At 72.1% G+C, this 14,493-nt stretch carries 12 protein-coding genes; 6 read left to right on the top strand and 6 right to left on the bottom strand.

Annotated elements, in window-relative coordinates; all coding sequences use genetic code 11:
• Nucleotides 1-11 precede the first annotated feature (11 nt).
• Complete coding sequence (gene glyA, locus GWK61_RS25060) at nucleotides 12-1,280, top strand: serine hydroxymethyltransferase (RefSeq protein ID WP_194911861.1); 1,269 nt, start codon at nucleotides 12-14, stop codon at nucleotides 1,278-1,280.
• Between the two features lie 45 nt (nucleotides 1,281-1,325).
• Here glyA and GWK61_RS25065 read toward each other — a convergent pair whose 3' ends face one another.
• The 3 genes from GWK61_RS25065 to GWK61_RS25075 are packed head-to-tail and all read right to left on the bottom strand — an operon-like array spanning nucleotide 1,326 to nucleotide 4,280.
• Nucleotides 1,326-2,318, bottom strand: coding sequence for a pirin family protein (locus GWK61_RS25065; protein WP_194911862.1), 993 nt, complete (start codon nucleotides 2,316-2,318; stop codon nucleotides 1,326-1,328).
• A complete protein-coding gene (locus GWK61_RS25070; protein ID WP_194911864.1) occupies nucleotides 2,315-2,638 on the bottom strand; it encodes a GNAT family N-acetyltransferase in 324 nt (107 codons plus the stop codon). Before GWK61_RS25070 ends, GWK61_RS25065 begins: the two co-directional genes overlap by 4 nt.
• A gap of 10 nt (nucleotides 2,639-2,648) precedes the next feature.
• Nucleotides 2,649-4,280: a DNA polymerase IV gene (locus GWK61_RS25075; protein WP_194911866.1), complete on the bottom strand. Its 1,632-nt coding sequence runs from the start codon at nucleotides 4,278-4,280 to the stop codon at nucleotides 2,649-2,651.
• A gap of 321 nt (nucleotides 4,281-4,601) precedes the next feature.
• Between GWK61_RS25075 and GWK61_RS25080 the strand changes: the two genes are divergently transcribed.
• Nucleotides 4,602-5,429, top strand: a complete 828-nt coding sequence (locus GWK61_RS25080) for a methyltransferase (RefSeq protein WP_194911867.1) — start codon at nucleotides 4,602-4,604, stop codon at nucleotides 5,427-5,429.
• Between the two features lie 328 nt (nucleotides 5,430-5,757).
• Entirely contained in the window at nucleotides 5,758-6,174 is a 417-nt protein-coding gene (locus tag GWK61_RS61685; protein ID WP_194911869.1) for an SCO2097 family morphological protein, read from the top strand.
• A gap of 278 nt (nucleotides 6,175-6,452) precedes the next feature.
• Here GWK61_RS61685 and GWK61_RS25090 read toward each other — a convergent pair whose 3' ends face one another.
• From GWK61_RS25090 to GWK61_RS25100, 3 genes are read right to left on the bottom strand one after another with little or no spacing between them, the layout of a single operon-like run.
• The gene (locus GWK61_RS25090) at nucleotides 6,453-9,155 is read right to left on the bottom strand and encodes a transglutaminase TgpA family protein (RefSeq protein ID WP_194911871.1); all 2,703 of its coding nucleotides are present in this window, start codon (nucleotides 9,153-9,155) and stop codon (nucleotides 6,453-6,455) included.
• Entirely contained in the window at nucleotides 9,152-10,501 is a 1,350-nt protein-coding gene (locus GWK61_RS25095; RefSeq protein ID WP_194911873.1) for a DUF58 domain-containing protein, read from the bottom strand. Before GWK61_RS25095 ends, GWK61_RS25090 begins: the two co-directional genes overlap by 4 nt.
• A 15-nt stretch (nucleotides 10,502-10,516) precedes the next feature.
• Entirely contained in the window at nucleotides 10,517-11,536 is a 1,020-nt protein-coding gene (locus GWK61_RS25100; RefSeq protein WP_438939783.1) for an AAA family ATPase, read from the bottom strand.
• A gap of 585 nt (nucleotides 11,537-12,121) precedes the next feature.
• On the opposite strand from GWK61_RS25100, the gene mraZ reads away from it, so the two are divergent.
• From mraZ to ftsL, 3 genes are all read left to right on the top strand, one after another.
• Nucleotides 12,122-12,568 carry a division/cell wall cluster transcriptional repressor MraZ gene (gene mraZ / locus GWK61_RS25105; protein WP_194911884.1) on the top strand — a complete coding sequence of 149 codons (447 nt, stop codon included), beginning with the start codon at nucleotides 12,122-12,124 and terminating at the stop codon, nucleotides 12,566-12,568.
• Nucleotides 12,569-12,842: 274 nt separating this feature from the next.
• Nucleotides 12,843-13,793: a 16S rRNA (cytosine(1402)-N(4))-methyltransferase RsmH gene (rsmH, locus tag GWK61_RS25110; protein WP_194911875.1), complete on the top strand. Its 951-nt coding sequence runs from the start codon at nucleotides 12,843-12,845 to the stop codon at nucleotides 13,791-13,793.
• A 101-nt stretch (nucleotides 13,794-13,894) separates the two neighbouring features.
• Nucleotides 13,895-14,452, top strand: a complete 558-nt coding sequence (gene ftsL / locus GWK61_RS25115; protein WP_194911876.1) for a cell division protein FtsL — start codon at nucleotides 13,895-13,897, stop codon at nucleotides 14,450-14,452.
• The last annotated feature ends 41 nt before the right edge of the window (nucleotides 14,453-14,493 follow it).

Genomic DNA, 14,493 nt, shown 5'->3' on the forward strand with positions numbered 1-14,493 from the left:
GGAGGCATCACATGCACTCGCCCGCCATTCCCGAGCTCGCCCAGGAAGACCCGCAGATCGCCGGTCTGATCGAGGACGAAGCGCGCCGCCAGTTCGAGAAGATCCGCATGATCGCGTCGGAGAACTACGTCTCCGCCGCGGTCCTGGAGGCTTCCGGCACGGTCCTGACCAACAAGTACTCCGAGGGCTACGCCGGCCGCCGCTATTACGAGGGCCAGCAGTTCATCGACCCGATCGAGAACATCGCGATCGAGCGGGCCAAGGAGCTGTTCGGCGCGGACCACGCCAACGTGCAGCCGTACTCCGGCTCGCCGGCGAACCTCGCGGTGTACCTGGCGTTCCTCAAGCCCGGCGACACCTTCATGGGGGCCGGCCTGGCCGCCGGCGGCCACCTCACGCACGGCTCGCCGGTGTCGGTGACCGGCAAGTGGTTCAACCCGGTGGCCTACGGGGTCTCCCGCGAGACCGGCATCGTGGACATGAACGAGGTCCGCGACCTGGCCCTGAAGGAGCGCCCGAAGCTGATCTTCTGCGGCGGCACCGCGATCCCGCGCACCATCGACTTCCCGGCCTTCGCCGAGATCGCCAAGGAGATCGGCGCGATCCTGGTCTCCGACATCGCGCACATCGCCGGCCTGGTCGCCGGCGGCGCGCACCCCTCGCCGGTGGGCTACGCGGACGTCATCACCACGACCACGCACAAGACCCTGCGCGGTCCGCGCGGCGCGATGATCCTGACCACCGAGGAGTACGCGACGCCGATCGACAAGGCCGTGTTCCCCGGCCTGCAGGGCGGCCCGCACAACCACACCACGGCCGGCATCGCGGTGGCGCTGAAGGAGGCCGCGCAGCCGGAGTTCAAGACCTACGCGGCGACCGTCGTGGCGAACGCCAAGGCGCTGGCCGCCGGGCTCACCGAGCGCGGCTGGGACCTGGTGTCCGGCGGCACGGACAACCACCTGATCCTGGCCGACCTGACGCCCAAGGGCGTCACCGGCAAGGTGGCCGCCAAGGCGCTGGACGCGGCCGGGATCGAGCTGAACTACAACTCGGTGCCGTTCGACCCGCGCAAGCCCTTCGACCCCTCGGGCATCCGGCTCGGCGCCGCCGCGATCACCACGCGCGGGCTGAAGCCGGAGCAGATGGGGCAGGTCGCGCAGTGGATGGACGAGACCGTGCAGGCCGCGGCCAAGGGCGACACCGAGGCGTACCCGCGGATCGCCGGGCAGGTGCGCGAGCTGATGGCGCAGTACCCGATGCCGGGTTGGGCAGCGGTCTGATTTACGACTGAGGGGCGCCCACAGGTGTGGGCGCCCCTCAGCGTTTCAGCGGGATGGGCGGCTGCGCGGCTTGAGGCGGATTCCTGGTAACGGCGGCGCGGGGATGCGCTCCTCGACTGTGTGCCCTGCGATGTCCGGGAAGCGCTCCAGGTTGCGCTTCTCCCAGTCGTCGCGGGCTTCCTCGATGTCCTCGTGGGAGCGCCCCACGAAGTTCCACCACATGACGATGTCCTCGCGGAACGGTTCGCCGCCCAGCAGGATCAGGTGCGCGCCGGCGCGGCTGGTGAGCGTCAGCTCGCTGCGTCCGGTGCCCAGGTAGAGGAGCGGCCCTGGCGGGACGTCGGTCTCTGCGTCGGCGTCGGCGTCAGCGTCGGCATTGACCACGCTCAGGTCGCCGTCGATCACCATCACGGCGTGCTCGTGGTAGTGGGTCAGCGGGATCGTCGCCGCCGCGCCGGGGTTGAGGGTGATGTCGGCGCCGAGGATCGGGGAGTAGGTGGTCGCCGGGGAGGTGACGTCGTCCAGCGTGCCGAGGAAGACCAGGGCGCGCAGGCCGGGGAGTTCGTAGACCGGCAGTTCCCGGTGCTGCTCGAAGTGCGGTGCGGTGTCGCGGTGCTCGCGCGGCAGCGCGGTCCACAACTGCAGGCCGTGTCCCACTTGGCCGGCCTCGATACCAATCTCCGAGTGCGCGATGCCGCGGCCGGCGGTCATGATGTTCAGCTGGCGCGGCCGCACCACGACGTCGGAGCCGACGCTGTCGCGGTGCCGCACGTCGCCCTGGAACGGCCAGGTGACGGTCTGCAGGCCGATGTGCGGGTGCGGGTTGACGTTCATCGCCGAGGCCTGCGGTCCGAAGTGGTCCAGGAAGCACCAGGCGCCGACGGTGGGCAGCACGCGCTGGGGCAGGGCGCGCATCACGTGCACGCCCCGGACGCCGCCGAGCGGGACGTCGCGGGCTTCGTGGAACTCGACGACCGGGCCCGGGTCGTCCTTGGCCGGGCAGTCCTGCTCGGCGGGGTTCGCTTCCAGGTCGCTCACGGCGCGGGCCACTCCACGTGCTGGTCGTACTCGGGGTGCTTGCGCAGGTAGGCGGCGATGAAGGGGCACACCGGGATGATCTGCTCCCCGCGCGCCACGGTCGCGTCCAGCGCCTGCCGCGCCAGCACCGACCCCAGGCCCTTGCCCTCGAACTTCGGCTCGATCTCGGTGTGCACGAAGACCGTGCCCCCGGCGCGGCGCCGGTAGGCGGCGAAGCCCGCCAGTTCGTCGCCGTACCAGATCTCGAAGCGGTCGTCGAGTTCGTTGTCGACGACCTCGGGCTGTACCGCCTCGTCAACCAGTGTGGGCTCTTCAGTCATGATGCCGATGCTAACGCTGAGGGTCGGGGTGTGCCTCGGCGAGCAGCGCCAAGGCTTCGCGGGCGACGGCGGCCGCGTCGACGAGGTGCAGCGCCGGATCGCTGGCCCACACGGTCTTGATCCGGCCGGGCTCGGTCCACGGTCTCTCGAAGCGCACGGTCACCCGGCCCAGACCGCTGCCCTGGACCCAGCCGCTGCCGAACTCGTCGTGCGCGACGTCCTGCCCCGGCAGGAAGCGGCGCTCGCTGACCGCCGTCTCGACCGCACCGCGCGTCCCGGGCGGCAGCGGGCCGAACTGGCGCGGCGAGCGTTCGCCCTCGACGGTGTCGACCGGGGTCGTGACGTCGGCCGGGTCGGGTCCGGGATCCGGCTCGGGTGCCGGTTCGGATTCGGATTCGGATTCGGATTCGGGGTCTGGTTCGGGTTCAGGTCCGGGTTCGATGACCGTGCCCCGCGGCATGTCGAAGTCGCCGTCCTCGGCCGCCGGCCCCGGCTCCGCCGCCTGGTCCCAGAAGTCCAGCGCGGTCTCCAGCTCGTCGTCGGCGGCGAACAGGTCGAGCTGGGCCCACTCGGCCAGGCCGGACAGGCCCACGCCGAGCAGCCGGACGCCCGGGACGGTCTGGGTGGCGGCGGCCACCGCGCCGGGGAGCATGCGGTGCGTGGCCGCGCGGATGGTCGCGGGGTCGTCGGTCGGGTTGGGCGTGGTCTCGCTGCGGGACACGGTCGTGAAGTCGTGGCCCCGCACCTTGATCGTGATGGTCCGCCCCGAGCGGCCGGCCTTGCGGATCCGGCTGCCCAGCCGGGTCACCAGGTCGTCCATGTGCGCGGTGATGGTCGCGGGGTCGAGCAGGTCCTCGGCGTAGGTGTCCTCGACGCTCACCGATTTCATCTCGCGGTCGGTGCTGATGTCGCGGTCGTCCTGACCTCGGGCGATCGCGTAGAGGGTGCCGCCGTAGGAGGCGCCCACGACGGCGGTCAGTTCGTTCCGGCTCAGGGTGCGCAGCTCGGCGACCGTGGTGGCGCCGATCTTCCGGAGCCGGTCCGCGGTGGCCGGGCCGACGCCCCACAGGGCGCGGACCGGCAGCGGGTCCAGCCAGGTCTGCTCGGTCCCGGGTTCGATGACGACCAGACCGTCCGGCTTCTCGGCGTCCGAGGCGATCTTGGCGATGAGTTTGCTGGTCCCGGCACCGACGGAGGCGGTCAGGCCGGTCTCGGTCTTGATGCGGTCCCGCAGTTCTGCTGCTATCTGCTGTGCTCTCAGTGTCGCAGAATGCGTGCTTTCGCTGTCAAGTGGTTCGAATAAGTGTGATATGTCGATGAACGCCTCGTCCAGGCTGAGCGGCTCGACCAGCGGCGACAGCTCGTGCATCAGGGCCATGACCCGCTCGCTGTACGCCTGGTACGCGCCGAAGCGGGGGATCAGGTACGCGGCGTTCGGCGCGCGGCGGCGGGCGATGCCGGTGGCCAGGGCCGAGTGCACGCCGAAGGCCCGTGCCTCGTACGACGCCGTCGACACCACGCCCCGGTTCCCGATCCCGCCGACCACCACCGGCTTGCCGCGCAGGCTCGGCTTGTGCAGCTGCTCCACCGACGCGTAGAACGCGTCCAGGTCGACGTGGAAGATCGAGGGCAGCCGGCGCACGTCTCCATCGTGCACCGGGCCACTGACATCTGCTGGCAGTGACAGGAGCGGACAGGAGTGACAGGTGGGGCGGGGCGCCGCGGGTCCGCTCGGGTGACCCGGGGCCCGCGACCGGCCATGACGCCCCGCGAGACACCCCAGACCGGTGTCCGCTCGGTCCACTACGCTGGCACTGAGGCCTCAGCAGGCTTCACCGTGACACCAGAAAGCTCCACCGTGACCCCGACCGGTTTCACCCAGACACCGGACCAGGCTTCACCGAGACAGCAAACCGTCCGAGGCCCCGCCGAGCCCGAGCCGACCCGCAGGAGTGCACCCCTCATGGCCGACAGCGCCGCCAGCGCGACCGCCACGCCCGCCGCCCAGGGACCCGAAGGCGCCGCCGCGGGACCGGGCGGATCCGCCGGTCCGGCCGCGGCCCGCCGCGCCCAGGCCCGCACCGCGGTGCTGTGGCAGGCCGTGCGCACCGTCCTCGACGACTCCGCGCCCCGCGACGTGCTCGACGTCGGCGGCGGCACCGGCGGCTTCGCCGTGCCGATCGCCGAGCTCGGGCACCGGGTCACCGTCGTCGACCCCAGCCCCGACGCGCTGGCCGCGCTGGAGCGCCGCGCCGCCGAGTCCGGCGTGCCCAAGGAGGCGCTGCGCGCCGTCCAGGGCGACCTGGCCGGGCTGCTGGAGCACGTCGAGCCCGCGAGCGTGGACCTGGTCCTGTGCCACGGCGTCCTGGAGATGGCCGACGATCCGGCGGCCGGCCTGGCGACGGTCGCCGACGTGCTGCGCCCCGGCGGCGTGGTGAGCGTGCTGGCGGCCAACCGCGCCGCCGCCGTGGTGGCCCGCGCGCTCGGCGGCCACTTCGCGGAGGCCCGGCGCGCGCTGGCCGACCCGACCGGCCGCTTCGGCCCCCAGGATCCGCTGGCCGCCCGCTTCGACGAGGAGCAGCTCACCCGGCTGCTGGGCGACGCGGGGCTGGTGGTGCAGTCGGTGCACGGCGTGCGAGTCTTCACGGACCTGGTGCCCGGGGCGCTGGTGGACGCCGACCCGCAGGCCGCCTCCGACCTCGCGGCGCTGGAGGCGGCGGTCGCCGACCGCCCGGAGTTCCGCGCGGTGGCCGGCCGGCTGCACGTGCTGGCGCGCAAGAGCGCGGCGTAGGCGGCTCGGCCCGTGCCGGCCTTCTCAGCGTTCTCAGCCTTCCCGGTGGACTCACAAGATCACTTCTTGATAATTGCTGACAACCGATCTCCCGGCCCCCGGCGGCGAACCTTTTCCGGTCCGGGAACGTTCTTGTAAGGGGTGGATCCGAAAGCACCCCCGACACCGAGATCACCCCATGCGTAGCGCAGCGCATACCAGGGCATCGTTCGGGTGAAGGGGTCAAGGGATCCGTCTTTGATGGGAGCTTTCGTAGACCCCAGGGTCTGCTTATTCTTAAGACAGTCACCGCCGATGGGTGGCTGTGGATGCTGGGAGGATAGGCCAAGTGCCGCTGTCTGATCATGAGCAGCGCCTGCTGGAGCAGATGGAGCGCGCGCTGCACGCGGAGGACCCCAAGTTCGCCTCCGCGCTGCAGGGAGCGGATCTGCGCGCGCTGTTCCGGCGCCGCGCCCTGCTGGCCGTGATCGGGTTCGTGCTCGGCATCGGCGCACTGGTGGCCGGCGTCGTGATCTCCCAGATCCCGCTCAGCGTGGCCGGCTTCGTGGTGATGCTGGGCTGTGCCTGGCTGGCCTACGCGAGCTGGCGCCGGATCCCCGCCCCCGGCGAGATCGTCCCGGTGGCCCGCCGCAAGGTGCGCGCCGCCGCCCGAAAGCCCGGCCGCTCGCCGGGCCAGCCCCGCCAACCGACGATGCGGCGCTTCGAGGAGCGCTGGCAGCGGCGGAGAGACGAGGGCAATCTCTGAGAGCTTGACGGCCGGGTCCCGGAATGGGGCCCGGCTTTTTGTTTTGCGCAAGATCTGCCGACCGGGCACCTGCCGACCACGCCGCCAGCATGCTCGCCGACCGCGCCGCACGCTCGCCCTGTGCATGCTCGCCGGCCGCGCTGCACGCTCGCTGCCCAAATGCCCGCCGACCAGGCCCCGGTCCCGCATCTGCTGACTGGGGCGCCAACTCCGTCGGCAGACATAAAGCCGACGCGGCCGATCCTGAGATCAACCGCGCCGGCCTCGTCATCTCCCCGCTATTGCCGAGTCTTCTCCTCCGATGAGCCCGAAGGCCGCCGACCGCGCGGCGCCCGCGTCCGCAGCAGCGTGCCGGCGCCCTGCACCCGCTCGTACATCCGGCCGGTGAAGTCCTCGCGGCGCTCGCGCAGTGCGGCCAGCGCCGAGGGGGGCATCACCGTGGCCCGGATGCGGGTGCGGCGGGAGACCGGTTCGGCCAGGCCGGCGCGGATCTCCTTCACGTCGTCCATCAGGTCCGGCATCGGCGCGGCGCCGGAGTTCGTCGGGCGGCGCAGGGTGCGGGCGTAGTTGGCGCGTTCGGCCAGGCCGGTGACGCGGCCCATCGCGTCCTGGGCCGGGCGCGAGAGGTGCGCCTGCTTGATGATGCGCTCGGCGCTGCGGCGCGGGGTCTCCGACGTGGGCCAGCTGTAGCCCAGGTCGGTGGCGCTGTCCCGGACCTCGTCCCAGGCCGCGAGGATCTGGCGGCGCTCCCGGTCCTCCTCGGGCCGGCCGGTCGTGGGGGCGTCCGCGGACTCCCATTCCAGGCCGTCCCCGTCCCCGTCCGCGGCGCCGGATTTGCCGCGCCGTCCCGCGCGGCGGCTCAGGCCCGCGGCCAGCTTGCCGCGGGCCCGGCGGCGGGCGATGCGCAGCAGCATCGGCACGGAGGCGATCAGCAGCAGGGCCAGCAGGATGAAGCGCACCGCGATGGCGTAGCCGGATCCGCCGAACAGCCAGTACTCCAGGAAGCGCGGCACGGCGCCGAACCAGCCCAGCCAGCTGAACTTCGGCTTCGGGCCGGACGCCGCGGCGCCGGTGTCGGTGTTGTCGTTGCAGCCGTTGAACTTGCGGATGTTCACCGGGCAGTTGCCGGCCGAGGAGGCGCCGGCGCCCGACGGCGCCGAGCTGCTCGAGCTCTGAGACGGCCCCGTGTTGGTGTTGCCGGTGGCGTTGGTGTTGTAGTTCGGGACCACGCCGTGGCCGCCGCTCTGCGCGGAGTTGGTGATGCCGACCGTCGGCTCGAAGCGGAGCCAGCCGATGCCGTGGAAGAACAGCTCCGGCCAGGCGTGGTAGTCGTGCATCCTGACTTCGTAGTTGCCATCGGTGGTGGGCTGCCCCGGGGTGAAGCCGACCGCGACCCGCGCCGGGATGCCCAGCGAGCGCGCCATCGCGGCCATGGTCTCGGCGTAGAACTGGCAGAAGCCCTTGTTGTTCTTCAGCAGGTATTCCATCCCGCCGACGCCGTTCTCGGACGGGACGTCGAGCGAGTAGGTGAAGCGATTGCCCTTCTGGAAGAAGTCCTGGATCGCCTGGGCCTGGGCGACCGGGTTCGCGATGCCCTTGGCGATGGCCTGGGCCTGTGCGGTCACATCCGCCGGGATGCCGTTCTTGTTCAGGTCCATCGCCAGGTGGTAGGCCGCCTGGTCGTCCGCCGTCACCCCGGTGACCTTGGCCAGGTCGGCGGGGGCGAAGGAGGTCGTGTCGAACACCGTCGCGCTGTACTGCATGCCCTTGTAGACCGAGGCCGAGCCCAGGAGTGCCAGGGAGTCGCGGTCCACCGAGAACCCCTGGACGCTCACCGTCTGGGCCGGGTAGGGCAACGGCAGCGAGCTGATGTCGGTCTTGTCGATCTTGGTCGTCTGGTCGGAGACGTACTTGACCTGCACCTGCACCGTCTTCGGCGGCGTGATGTCGCTGGCGAGCCCGGGGACGGCCGCCGAGACGGTCCCGTCGCCGCCGATCGCCGACAGCTGCCGGTTCGGGTCGGGCGCCCAGGCCACGTCGCCCTTGGCGTCGAACACGTCAAGGGTCTGCAACCGCAGGTACTCCGGCTTGCTCGACGTGTAGTCGAGCACCGGGTCGTCGGACGCCGCCTGCAGGTTCGTCTTCAGGTTCAGCACCTGGCTCAGGCCGTTGCTCTTCTTGTGGCCGGTGCCGTTCCCGTTGCCGCTGTCCGGCCCGATCCCGAACAGGCCGCCGGAGATCGTCGGCAGCAGCACCGGCGCGAGCACCGCGACGATCAGCGCGTACATCGTGATCTGGTGCCCGGTGGCGGCGATCGGACCGGTGTCCACGCGGGCCTTGGGCGCCGCGACCGGCTTGCCGTCGGCGCCGGCCCGCTGCCGTCCGGCGTGCACCAGCGGCCGGCCCCAGCGGCCCAGGCGGTCGCGGCCCTCGGCGGACAGCAGCGCGGTGTAGCCGCCCGCGGCCAGCGCGAACGCCAGCCAGTCGTAGCCGCCGCCGCTGCGGGTGGCAGGGACCAGGTAGAGCGCCAGCAGCGGCAGGCCGGCCAGCGGGGCGGCCGCGTAGGTCGCGGCCAGCGCGTCCACCAGCACCGCCAGCGCGCTCAGCGACAGCACCAGGATCGCCGCTATGCCGGAGGTGGCCTGGCCGCCGATGACGGTGTCGCGGATGTCGTGGGCGCCGGTGGAGTACAGGTCGCCGAGCCGGCGGAACACCGCCCAGGTCGGCAGCACGCCGCCGAACGCCTCGTCGTGGGCCAGCAGCACCATGTCGTACCAGAACACGACGACGGTCTGGGCCAGCACCACCAGCGGCCGCGGCCGGATCAGCCGGCGGAACAGCTCGCCGGAGGCGGTGGACACGATGACCGCCAGCACGATCGGCCAGACCCACGAGCCCGACGCCAGCAGCCGCAGCAGCCCCGTGGACGTGAGCAGCAGCGCGACGGCCGCGGCTATTCCTATGCGCAGTCTTCCGGTCATCGCGCCGCCCCCATTTCCGTCCCGGCCATCCCGGAGAGCCCAGCGCCGCGGCGCGCCGCCTGCTCCCACAGCTCGGGCAGCCGGTCGCCCGGCTCCACCCCCACCACGCGCCAGCCCCCGACCCGCAGCACCTGCGACGAGCCCGTGAACCGGGCCTGCGCCTGGGCCATCGGCCGTCCGCCGAGCCAGGACGCGGTGTCCATCGCGAACGCCACGCCCGAGGTCGTGGAGTGCCGCACCCGGGCCAGCTCCGAGGCGTCGTCCCCGGACAGGTCGCCGAGCACGGCGATCACCAGGCTGTCCCCGCCGCCCTGGCGCAGCATCGAGTTCGCGCCGGACAGCGTCGCGGCGTTGCTCATCTCCACCACGGCCAGCGCGTCCAGCAGCATGCCCTCGAAGTCCAGGCCGACGGCCGCCGAGGAGTCGTGCGCCGCGGCGGTCACCGCCTGCCCGGTCTCGGTCAGCAGCCGCACCGCGTAGCCGTGCCGCGCCATGTGGATGGCGATCGAGGCGGCCGCGGACACCGCCCACTCGAAGGACGAGGCCGGGCCGTCGCCGCGGTGCGCGATCGCCCGGGTGTCCAGCAGGATCGTCGCGCGGCTCTGCCACACCTGCTCCTCGCGGCGGACCATCAGCTCGCCGGTGCGGGCCGTGGAGCGCCAGTGCACGCGGCGCAGGTCGTCGCCGTGCCGGTACTCGCGGGTGCCGATGTCGTCCTCGCCGGCGGCGGCCACGGACGTGGCGTGCCCCTCGCCGCGGCCGCTCCAGGCCTGTCCGACCGGGGCGTTCGGCAGCGCGAAGACCTGCGGCGTCACGGTCAGCGCGTGCTGGGCCGAGAACGAGCGCGACAGCTCGACCAGCCCGAACGGGTCGGCCAGGCGCAGTGCCAGCGGGCCCAGCAGGTAGCGGCCGCGTACGTCGGAGCGCACCCGGTAGACCACCCGGCGCCGGCCGTTGGGCTCCACCTTGTTCAGCACGAAACGCGGCCGCGAGCCGAGCACGTACGGCACCCGGTCCTCGACCAGCAGCGTGCCCGACGGCAGCCGGGAGACGTTCTCCAGCCGCAGGTGCACGCGCGCCTCCTGGCCGACCCCGACCCGGGCCGGCTCCAGCGCGCGCCGGCACGAGACCCGGTAGCGGGTCCGCGCCAGCACCATGATCGCGATCAGCGGCAGCATCGCCAGCATCGCGCCGACCCGCAGCAGTACCTTGTAGTCGAAGAGCATGCCGCAGGCCATCGCGGCCAGCCCGGCGGCCAGGAACGACCGCCCCCGGGTGGTGAGCCCGGCCAGCCGCCCGCCGCGGCCGTCGGTGTTCTCCGTGTTCTGATTCTGTTGGGCGGACATCGTTGCCCTTCCCTCCTAGCGGCGGGCGTGGTGCGTGCCGCCGAGCGACGGCACCGGCACCGCCGACACCAGGCCGGCCACCACCTGCTCGGTGGTGCGGCGGCTGATCTGGGTCTCGGCGGTGGGCAGCAGCCGGTGCGCCAGGACCGAGACCGCCAGGTGCTGGATGTCGTCGGGGAGCACGAAGTCGCGGCCCTCCATGGCCGCGGCCGCGCGGGCCGCGCGGACCAGCTGCAGCGTGGCCCGGGGCGAGGCGCCCAGGCGCAGTTCGGGGGAGGTGCGCGAGGCGTTGACCAGGTCCACGGCGTAGCGCCGGACCTCGTCGGAGACGTGGATGTGCCGCGCGGTGTCGATCAGCAGGGCCACCTCGTGCGCGTCGGTCACCGGGCGCAGCTCGTCCAGCGGCGATACCTGGCCGTGGGTGTCCAGCATCCGCAGCTCGGCGACCGGCGCCGGGTAGCCGATCGAGATGCGGGCCATGAACCGGTCGCGCTGGGCCTCGGGCAGCGGGTAGGTGCCCTCCATCTCGATCGGGTTCTGGGTGGCCACCACCATGAACGGCGACTCCAGGTGGAACGTGGTGCCGTCCACCGTGACCTGCCGCTCCTCCATGGACTCCAGCAGCGCCGACTGGGTCTTGGGGGAGGCCCGGTTGATCTCGTCGCCGACCACGAAGTTGGCGAAGATCGCGCCGGGCTTGAACTCGAACTCCTTGCGCTGCTGGTCGAAGATCGACACCCCGGTGATGTCCGAGGGCAGCAGGTCCGGGGTGAACTGGATGCGGCGCACGGTGCAGTCGATGGACTTGGCCAGCGCCTTGGCGAGCATGGTCTTGCCGACTCCGGGCACGTCCTCCAGCAGCAGGTGGCCCTCGGCGAGCAGCACCGTGACGGCCAGCTTGACCACCTCGGGCTTGCCCTCGATGACCGTCTCCACCGCGGCGCGGATCCGGGCGGTGGTGGCCGACAGGCGCTCCAGGTCCAACCCGCCGACCGGGCCCTGCGGACGCACCGCGGGAGTGGTGACGGCGTCCAGGCCGCCGCCCCCGGTGTATCCCAGCTCGCTGTTGCCGACCGTCACAGGATCCTCCCACCACACTGTCCCTATCGGCCGCACGGTGTTCGCACGGCCGCCCCGCCCGACGTCACGGACCCCCCGAGCGTCTCGCTCCGGGCCCCGGGCCGCCAGGCCCCCGCCACGCGTCTCCTGCACGCGCGGGGCGTTCACTCTTCCCGCTGATCGCACGCCGCGCCAGCGAAAACATGTACTCCTCAGATCTTCGCTCACAGCGGGGCGCCTAGGGCAATAGATCCGGCCAAAACTTTGACGCACTGGTCTGGACCACCCCCGTCACGCTCCCGTTGATGTCAAGACGTGCGATGGACCCCCGGCGTTGCACGCCTCGTTCGGGGCAATCCCCGCCCCGGTGGCCGGGGCCACTGTGACCTGCCCGGATCCGGTGATCCGGGGTTGCCCGGGAAGTTTGGTGGAGTACAGTGGGGGGAAGTGGAGCGGGACCGGGTCCGGATTCGGACTACCGCGCAATGCGCAGATTTTTTACGGACCCTGGTGTTCCGATCGATACCGACCTGGATGTCGACTCGCCGGGAGGAGGCGCGAGTGTTCCTCGGGACCTACACGCCCTCCCTCGACGACAAGGGGCGGCTGATCCTGCCGGCGCGCTTCCGCGAGGAGCTCGCCGCGGGCCTGGTGGTCACCAAGGGGCAGGAGCGCTGTCTGGCGGTGTGGACCGCCGAGGGCTTCGCCGAGCTGACGGCGCAGATGCGCAGCGCCTCGCGGCCCGGCGCGCCGGACGCGGCGATAGGCCGCTCCTCCCGCGACTACCACCGTGTGTTCTTCGCCAGCGCCTACGACTGCCAGCCGGACTCGCAGGGGCGGATCGTGATCCCGCCGCCGCTGCGGGCGTACGCCGGGCTGAAGCGCGAGTGCGTGGTGATCGGCGCCGACACCCGGCTGGAGATCTGGGACAACGAGGCGTGGGCTGACTACCTGGACGGTGCCGAGTCCGCGTTCGCCGCGTCCGGATCGGAGGCGGCTGCTGGGTAGCCGCCGGCAGCCGAACCAGACAGACCAACTGAACCGACCGAACTGACTGAACCGACCGAACCGACCGAACCGTTTCCCGCACGCCGCGTGCCCTGTGGCCTCCTCCCGCTCGACCGGCCCGCCCGGCTGGCACACCTTCCCCGGTGCCAGCCAGGCGGCACCCGGCCTTGACGGGCGGGGACCAGAAGGCGCGCGGCGTGCGCCACTCCTGAGGCCCGCTCGATACCGTGGGGGTTCGGACCTGCAGAAGACTTCGAAGGCGGAACCACCACCGATGACTAGCGCGACGCACATCCCGGTCATGCTCGAACGCTGCGTCGAGCTCCTCGGCCCGGCCCTCGGGCGGCCGGGCGCGGTCGTGCTCGACGCCACCCTGGGACTCGGCGGCCACAGCGAGGCGTTCCTCCAGCGCTTCCCGGAGGCCCGGCTGATCGGCCTGGACCGGGACCCGCAGGCGCTGGACGCCGCGGGCAAGCGCCTCGCGCCGTTCGGCGACCGCGCGACCCTCGTGCACGCGGTGTACGACGAGATCCCGGAGGTGCTGGACCGCCTCGGCGTCCGGGCGCTGTCCGGGACCCTGTTCGACCTGGGAGTCTCCTCGCTGCAGCTGGACATGCGCGAACGCGGGTTCGCGTACAGCTACGACGCCCCGCTGGACATGCGCATGGACTCCTCGCGCGGCATCACGGCGGCGGAGATCGTGAACACGTATCCGGCCCCTGACATCGCCCGCATCCTCCGCGACTACGGCGAGGAGCGCTTCGCCCGCCGCATCGCTGACAACATCGTGGCCGAACGGGAGCGGGAACCGTTCACCACCACCGCGCGTCTGTCCGAACTGGTGCGGGACTCCATCCCGGCGGCCACCCGCCGCACCGGAGGCCACCCGGCCAAGCGCACGTTCCAGGCCCTGCGCATCGCGGTGAACGACGAACTGCCGGTCCTGGAGCGCGCCCTGCCGGCCGCGATCAAGGCCACCGGCCGCGAAGGACGCATCGCGGTGCTGTCGTACCACTCGCTGGAGGACCGCCTGGTCAAGCGCGCGTTCGCGGCGGTGTCGGAGTCCACGGCCCCGCCCGGCCTGCCGGTGGTGCCGGAGCAGTACCAGCCGAGGTTCCGGCTGCTGACGCGCGGCGCGGAGCCGCCGACCGACGCCGAGATCGCGGAGAACCCGCGGGCGGCCTCGGCGAAGCTGCGGGGCGCCGAGCGCGTGAGGGAGGGGTAGCGATGGGCGCGGAGGGTCCGGGTGACGGCGTTGGCAGTAGCGATGGCCTTGGCGGCGGGGAGCGATTAGGCCGGTCGGTCGGCGCTGAGCGGTCCGGCGAGGTGAGTGGCGCGACGTCGGGGAGCGGCTCTGGGGCCGGGGCTACTGCGGGCAAGTCGGGTGGCGCGGCAGGCAGGTTCGGCGGGTCCGGTGGCTCCGGCCGTGGCGGTGCGCTCTCCCCGCGGCTGGTGGTTCTGGCCGGGCGCAAGGGGACGCCGTCGCTGCTGCCGTTCGTGGCGGTATTGCTGGTGCTCGGACTGGTCGGGTTGCTGGCGCTGCTGTTGCTGAACACTGAGCTGAACAAGGGCGCGTTCACCATAAAGCAGCAGAAAGCCACTGCGACCAAGCTCCAGCAGGAGTCCGAGCAGATCCAGCAGTCGCTGAACGGCCTCGACGGTCCCGGTGCCCTGGCGTCGAAGGCCTCGCAGATGGGCATGGTGCCGAACCCGTACCCGGCGTTCCTGGCGCCGAACGGCTCGGTGCTCGGCTCGCCCACACCCGCCCCGAAGCCCTCGACCTCCGCGCCGACCGCGAACGGTGCCGTCCCCGGCGCCGCGGTCCTGCCGACCACGCCGGCTCCGACCACGCCGACCCCCACTCCGACCGGGACCGGCCGATGACTTCCACCACCTCCCGAGCAGCAACGGGGAGCATTCATGAG

This window comes from Catenulispora rubra (genome assembly GCF_015356825.1).
Classification (GTDB): Bacteria; Actinomycetota; Actinomycetes; order Streptomycetales; family Catenulisporaceae; genus Catenulispora; species Catenulispora rubra.

Bases quoted from the DNA above. Each gene is read 5' to 3' on its own strand.
- glyA (WP_194911861.1), top strand. From the start codon at position 12: ATGCACTCGCCCGCCATTCCCGAGCTCGCCCAGGAAGACCCGCAGATC.
- GWK61_RS25080 (WP_194911867.1), top strand. From the start codon at position 4,602: ATGGCCGACAGCGCCGCCAGCGCGACCGCCACGCCCGCCGCCCAGGGA.
- GWK61_RS25070 (WP_194911864.1), bottom strand. From the start codon at position 2,638: ATGACTGAAGAGCCCACACTGGTTGACGAGGCGGTACAGCCCGAGGTC.
- rsmH (WP_194911875.1), top strand. From the start codon at position 12,843: ATGACTAGCGCGACGCACATCCCGGTCATGCTCGAACGCTGCGTCGAG.
- GWK61_RS25090 (WP_194911871.1), bottom strand. From the start codon at position 9,155: ATGACCGGAAGACTGCGCATAGGAATAGCCGCGGCCGTCGCGCTGCTG.
- GWK61_RS25095 (WP_194911873.1), bottom strand. From the start codon at position 10,501: ATGTCCGCCCAACAGAATCAGAACACGGAGAACACCGACGGCCGCGGC.